The organism is Aquirufa sp. (genome assembly GCF_044377215.1).
Classification (GTDB): Bacteria; Bacteroidota; Bacteroidia; order Cytophagales; family Spirosomataceae; genus Aquirufa.
On sequence record NZ_JBILJM010000010.1, the window covers coordinates 78,396 to 85,154 of the forward strand.

Consider the following 6,759-nt stretch of genomic DNA (forward strand, 5'->3'; position numbering starts at 1 on the left):
TAACTTATAACGAACCCAATGTAGCTATTAAAGCCTCCACCTGGTCCAAATTTACTGCAGGAAAATTCGCAATCCGTATTTGGGTCTCCTTCATTTTTCCATATCCAGCTCCCAAAATAAAATCGCTTTTTGCTTGTACTTGTTTGATAACATCACCAGCCATCTGCTTGCAGTTTAACACCACGACAGTCGCCGAACGATGTGACTCATTTGTTACAAATATGTCAAATTGGTCCGACTTCTTGGCAAAATCATATAAAGCTTTTGCTTTGCGATCCGTTTCCTTCCGCATCACATCTACCCCAATTCGATTGAAATCCTCGGCCACTTTCCCCAACACATAAATCCCCATCACATTAGGCGTTTCAGGTGTTTCGAAATTCTTGTAATTCTCCCAAAGACTCGGTAACGAATGGTATGTTCCCACCGTTTCGCCGTGAAGTTTCATACGCTCAGCTTTAGCTAGCATCTTTTCGTTCGCAATCCAAACACCTAAACCTGCCGGCATTCCAAACGCTTTTTGCACCGAAAACATCGCGGAATCAACTAAATTAAAATCTAAATTCGGATACGGAGCGGATGAAACCATGTCCACCATCACCAACTTATCTTTGTTTGCCTTCTTAATCTTATGTATCTCAGCCGCGCGCATCTGAACACCTGAACTGGTTTCATTGGCAGTGCAACAAATCAACTCCGCATATTCAGGTACCGTCACTTCTGCCGCGTCAAAACCCTCACCAAAAGGTTTGTGCATCGCATGTGCATATTTGTGTAGCTCTTGTGAAAAATCAAAAAACTTCTTTGAAAACGAACCATTCACTAAGTGAAAACTTTCATGTTCCACGGAATTCATAATCGCTCGCTCCCAAATCTCCGTAGCCGATCCTGTGAACAACACCGCAGTCTCTTTCGGCAAGGCAAATAATTGGCGCAACTGCTCATCGGTATGTTGGTAAATCTTACGAAATGCCACCGAACGATGTGAAATCGATCCAATATTTTGACGAAATGCCGCTGCATAATGTGCCTCAACAGTAGGAAATAAGGCAGCAGGACCGGGTGTAAAAAACGTGCTCATATTTAATATAACATTCTGAATTTGATCGTATTATCAATCAATTTCAACTCATTGACAATTTCGTCCGCATATTCTTTCGCGACATCCGTAATCACATAACCTGTCTGCTCCGTCGTTTTCAAATATTGACCGATGATATTCACATGGTATTTGGCAAATACATTATTGATTTGTGCCAATATACCCGGCACATTGTGGTGTATATGCAATAAGCGGTGTGCATTTTCCAAAGGCGGCAACTGCAATTCTGGAAAATTCACAGAACCATAGGTACTTCCATTATTCATGAATTGCAACAACTTCGAAGGCACAAACTCCCCGATATTCGCTTGCGCTTCTTCCGTACTTCCTCCGATGTGTGGCGTCAAAATTACATTGGGTAAGCCGCGCAACTCATTGATAAATTCCTCATCGTTCGTTTTAGGCTCATACGGAAACACATCTATCGCCGCACCCCAAATCTTCCCTGATTTAATCGCCTCCACTAATGCAGGGATTTGAACCACGTGACCGCGAGATAAATTTAGGAAGATCGCATTATCCTTCATCCACGAAAATTCTTGTTGGCCGAATATATCCGTATTTGATTTTCGTCCATCCACGTGCATACTCACGAAATCAACGGTTGATAACAATTCTTTTAAACTATTGCATTTCTTCGCATTTCCGAGCGCTAATTTATCTACGATATCGAAGAAATAAACTTCCATTCCGAGCGCCTCCGCAATAACTGAAATCTGTGTTCCGATATTTCCGTAACCAATTAAACCGATTTTCTTACCCCGAATTTCATATGAATTAGTCGCTGATTTATCCCAAATACCGGCGTGCATCTTCGTAGATTTTTCGAAAATGTTACGGGTCAACATCACCATTAAACCAATCGATAATTCCACGACACTTCGTGTATTTGAATAAGGCGCGTTAAAAACGGCAATTCCACGATTCTCACATTCCGCCAAATCAATTTGGTTGGTACCGATGCAAAAAGCCCCCACACACATCAATCTAGCTGCATTTGGATGTTCGAGTACCTTCTTTGTCAAATTGGTTTTTGAACGCAAACCTATAATAGAAACATCTTTGATTTTCTCAATCAGCTCATCCTCGTCTAAAGCGCCCTTCAACAGCTCTACTTGGAAGCCTTCTTTTTTAAATACTTGAACCGCCGCCGGATGTACGTTCTCTAATAATAAAACTTTGATGCGTGATTTTGGATAGGACTGTGCCCGACTTAAGCCATTGAGATATAAAAATTCATCCAAAGATGGTACCACAAAATCCGCTTTATCAGTCACCGCTTTGCGTGAAACGTTCTCTGTAAACGCGAAAAATTTATTGGCTAAACCAGCCTCGCGTAATTCGTAATCTGTATATCCGTCACCGATCACATAGACTTCTCCGTCTAAGGCTAAAGATTGCAATAAACTTACTTTGCCGCGATCTTGTGAAAGCAAGTTGGCTTGATCATATCCGGTAATGGTACCATCCGCCGCATAGGTAAACGTATTCGCATACACATTCGCAGCTGCAATACCCATCTCCTCTACGACAGGAACGATAAAATCTTTAAAGCCGCTGGAGACAATCAAAATTTGATCTGCATGCTCTTTGATAAACGTTTTATTACGTTTAAATGATTCTGAAATTTTTCCTTTTAAGAAGGTGATTAATTGGTCTACATGCGAACGATTCGCAGGCAATAACGCAACGCGATCTCGCAATGAATCTGCGAATGAATAATTCCCAGTCATCCCTTTGTCGGTGATTTCGCGAATTTTTCGAACGATCTCAGCTTGTTTGGCATTCCCTTCTAACGCGATGCGCGCTAATTCATCGAGGCCCTCGACCTTTGTGAATGTACTGTCAAAATCGATGACAATCGTTAATTGTTCCAGCTCCTTAGTAGACATATAATCAAATTTCAATTTCCTTAAACCATGCTTTAGCCCGTTGCTCGGACCAAGTTTCTCCTCGATAATTGCGAGGGAAAAAACCGCAATGTCCTCCTTGTTTAGGCAATTCGATCTGAACATAGCCGGACTGAATCACTTCAGGAAGACATTCCTGCGATAAAAATGGATCGTTTTTCGCGTTGACTACGAGGGTCGGGACGCGAATCCCACCTAAGAAATACAAGGAACTATTTTGTTCATAATAGTCCTCAGCATCCTTAAATCCATGTAATGGGCCTGTAATCACATCATCAAAATCATACAAGCTACCAATAGATGAAAGCATGGCCGGCGTAATATCTTGTGGATATCGGGCCGACTTTTCAGTTACTTTTTCTAATAGCGTTTGTAAGAAGCGATGAGTGTAGAGGCGGTTTTCCCAACGGGCCAGTTGCTGACTACTGCTGGAAAGGTGTAAAGGTACAGAAAATGCTACAGCTTTTCGAACGAATTTCGAAGCTTTTTCCCCATTTTCCCCCAACCATTTTAAGGTCAAGTTGCCACCTAAACTAAACCCAGCCAGGAAGATATCACGGACGCCCAGCGAAATCGCATGGTTGATAACGTAATCTAAATCATCCGTCGCACCACTGTGGTAAAACCGCAAATTTCGATTTGGCTCCCCTGAGCAACTCCGATAATTCCAGGCAAGTGCATGAAAATCAGGTAAAGAGCGGATTAGACCCGTGATGTAATGTCGCCGACTACCTCCTTCCAAGCCATGGGAAACAATAAGCAACGGTTTTTGGATTAGTTCCCCGGAACGTATATGCCAATCTAAATCTAAAAAATCACCATCTGGCAATTCCAATCGCTCTGTGTAAGCATTGGTTTCAGGTATTTCCCGAAAAAGTGCCGGATAAATACTTTGCGAATGACCCTCTGGCAACCAAATTGGCGGCTTGTATGCGTGCATTAAATAAAGAAATCTGGAATTAAAGACCGGTCGTCCACATTAGGGTCAACTTTATACAAACTAAAATCAGTTACCCCAGCCTCAGCTAAGACGGCGTCATCGATAAAATAATTTCCTGAACAAGTTTTAAAATTACGTGCCAAAATTTCAGCGGCAGCATCCGCCATGATCGTTGGCTTACGCGCATTCCGCATCATCTCACCATTCCCAACCGCAAATTCGATAGCAGCTGTGGCAATAATAGTCCGCGGCCATAATGAATTAAAAGCAACTTTACCCTCAAATTCAGCTGACATCCCCAGCGTTACTAATGACATACCAAATTTTGCCATCGAATAGGCTACATGGTGCTTAAACCAACGAGCCTCAAAATTCAAAGGAGGTGAAAGGGTTAGGACATGTGGATTTTCAGACTTGAGTAAATGAGGTAAACATGCACGCGAAACCAAGAATGTTCCACGGGCATTTACGCCGTGCATTAAATCAAAGCGCTTCATTTCTGTTTCGAGTGTTCCGGTCAACTGGATAGCTGAAGCATTATTGATTACAATATCGATCCCTCCAAAGATGGCAACCGCTTGATTGACCGCTTCAAAAACCTGATTTTCATCACGAATGTCAACCATGCAGGGCAGGGCACGACCTCCTAAGCGTTCGATTTCAGCTGCGGCTGAAAAAATAGTCCCTTGCAATTTAGGATGTGGCTCAGCTGTTTTAGCGGCAATAATGATATTTGCACCCAATGAGGCTAATTTTTTAGCTATTTCCAAGCCGATACCACGTGAGGCACCCGTTATGAAAACGGTTTTGTTTTTGAAGTTCATGTGAGTCAATTTAAACTTTATCTAAATTACGATTTTATTGCAAAGACTTGTCAAATTTTAATTTTTGCGTTGTACTTTTGTAAACTTGTTTTTGCATCCTATACCGAATGATCACACCGTTTAAGTTAGTAAGTATTTCTCATCGCAGTGCGCCACTCACGATTCGTGAGATGGTATCAATGAACGAGGAAGAAAGTCGCGCTTTTACGCTCAAGTGTAAAGATTTATTTGGCTTACAAGAATTATTGATTGTATCGACGTGCAACCGCACCGAACTATACTATACTTCTCCGGAATCTATCTCAAATGACTTAATTAAGGCATTGTTAATCGAAAAAGGATTAACAAATATTACTGATTATGTGCATTATTTCGTTCAAATGAATGAAACGAGTGATTCATTAAAACACCTTTTTGAGGTTGCCACTGGTTTGCAATCCAAAGTTGTAGGTGACTTACAGATACCTAATCAGATCAAAAGAGCGTACCAACTAGCGGCTGATTTGAATATGGCGGGTCCCTATTTGCATCGTTTAATGCATACCATATTTTATTCAAACAAGCGTGTTGCGCAAGAAACTTCGTTCCGCGATGGAGCAGCTTCTGTTTCATATGCCACTGTTGCCTTAGCTGAAGAATTATCGCAAGCTTTGGCTGCTCCCAAAGTCCTTATCTTAGGCTTGGGTGAAATTGGGATTGACGTTTGTAAAAACTTGGAGGATAAAGATTTTGCTGAGGTGACGGTCATGAATCGGACCATCGAAAAAGCTGAACGTGTGGCCCAAGGGAAAAACTTCCGTGTCGCTCCATTCGATGATATGTGCCAAGAAATCGAAGCGGCCGACATCATTATTTCGTCTATTCGCACAGATTCGCCGATCATCACACAAGAGAATTTGAAAGCCATGCAATTGCTTTCATTTAAATATTTCATAGATCTATCCGTACCACGCAGTATCGAAGAGGGTGTAGAAAAGGTTTCTGGAGTTTTATTATATAATATTGACACGTTGAAAGAACGCGCAGACGAAGCTTTAGCCGCTCGTATGGCGTCCATTCCAGATGTCTGCGTAATCATAGAGGAAAGTATCGAAAGCTTCAATGATTGGTCTAAAGAGATGGAAGTTTCTCCTACCATCCACAAGTTAAAAGGTGCGCTTGAGCAAATCCGTAAAGAAGAAATCAATCGTCACCTGAAAGGTCTAAGTGCGGAAGAAGTGGAGAAATTAGAAAAAATCACAGCTTCTTTGGTCCAAAAAATCATCAAACAACCCATCATTCATTTGAAAGCCGCTTGCAAACGCGGTGATTCTGAAGCTATGGTGGATGTGTTAAATGATCTTTTCAACCTCGAGCAATTCGAAGAGCACGAATCCTAATCAAATGGACAGCGTACTACTGAATAAATTGGCCAGCTATTGCGCCTATCAGGAACGTTGCATCTCAGAAATCAAACAAAAAATCCAGGAATTAGATGGCGCTGAACTACAGGATGATTATATCCAGTGGTTACAGGCAAACAATTACCTGAATGAGCAAAGATTCATTGGTTTATTTATCCGCTCTAAATTCAACCAGAAAAAGTGGGGACGCGGGAAAATTCAATTTGAATTGCGTAAAAAAGGAATTTCAGATTCGGACATACAAGCGCATTGGGATGAAATTGCAGAAGCAGATTACACCGAAGCCCTAAAAGTCCTGTTAGAAAAAAAAGCATCTTCGCTCAAATCAGGAACCCCGAACGAAAAATACCAAAAGTGTTACCGGACGGGTTTGTCCAAAGGCTTTGAGCCTAGTCTTGTTTCTCAGGTCTTGAAAGGTCTTTTTCCGAAGGGATTTGCATAAAATCATTTTTTTCATACCTTTGGGACATGGATTTCAAATCAACTACTTATTACGCAGGTTATTATTACGCAGGATACTACGTCTGCGCGTAACCGGTTTGATAGGTTTTTGATGTTAACTTATTTTCGCCGGCCTGTG

At 41.6% G+C, this 6,759-nt stretch carries 6 protein-coding genes; 2 read left to right on the top strand and 4 right to left on the bottom strand.

Translation table 11 applies throughout. The annotated features are described in order from the left end of the window. Positions 1 to 4: 4 nt before the first annotated feature. The 4 genes from ACIQ6T_RS05175 to ACIQ6T_RS05190 are packed head-to-tail and all read right to left on the bottom strand — an operon-like array spanning position 5 to position 4,776. On the bottom strand, positions 5 to 1,081 hold the full coding sequence (locus tag ACIQ6T_RS05175; RefSeq protein ID WP_395784841.1) for an aminotransferase class V-fold PLP-dependent enzyme: 1,077 nt from the start codon (positions 1,079 to 1,081) through the stop codon (positions 5 to 7). Positions 1,082 to 1,083: 2 nt separating this feature from the next. After that, positions 1,084 to 2,994 (bottom strand): phosphoglycerate dehydrogenase, encoded by a 1,911-nt coding sequence (gene serA / locus ACIQ6T_RS05180; protein ID WP_395784842.1) that lies wholly within the window; start codon positions 2,992 to 2,994, stop codon positions 1,084 to 1,086. A 4-nt stretch (positions 2,995 to 2,998) separates the two neighbouring features. Continuing rightward, positions 2,999 to 3,952 (bottom strand): YheT family hydrolase, encoded by a 954-nt coding sequence (locus ACIQ6T_RS05185; RefSeq protein ID WP_395784843.1) that lies wholly within the window; start codon positions 3,950 to 3,952, stop codon positions 2,999 to 3,001. After that, the gene (locus ACIQ6T_RS05190; protein ID WP_395784844.1) at positions 3,952 to 4,776 is read right to left on the bottom strand and encodes an SDR family oxidoreductase; all 825 of its coding nucleotides are present in this window, start codon (positions 4,774 to 4,776) and stop codon (positions 3,952 to 3,954) included. The genes ACIQ6T_RS05185 and ACIQ6T_RS05190 overlap by 1 nt, the downstream gene beginning before the upstream one ends. A 107-nt stretch (positions 4,777 to 4,883) precedes the next feature. Here ACIQ6T_RS05190 and hemA point away from each other — a divergent pair, with 107 nt between their 5' ends. Both hemA and ACIQ6T_RS05200 read left to right on the top strand, forming a co-directional pair. Next, positions 4,884 to 6,155, top strand: coding sequence for a glutamyl-tRNA reductase (gene hemA / locus ACIQ6T_RS05195; RefSeq protein ID WP_395784845.1), 1,272 nt, complete (start codon positions 4,884 to 4,886; stop codon positions 6,153 to 6,155). 4 nt (positions 6,156 to 6,159) lie between these two features. Continuing rightward, a complete protein-coding gene (locus ACIQ6T_RS05200; protein WP_395784846.1) occupies positions 6,160 to 6,621 on the top strand; it encodes a regulatory protein RecX in 462 nt (153 codons plus the stop codon). Positions 6,622 to 6,759: the final 138 nt, after the last annotated feature.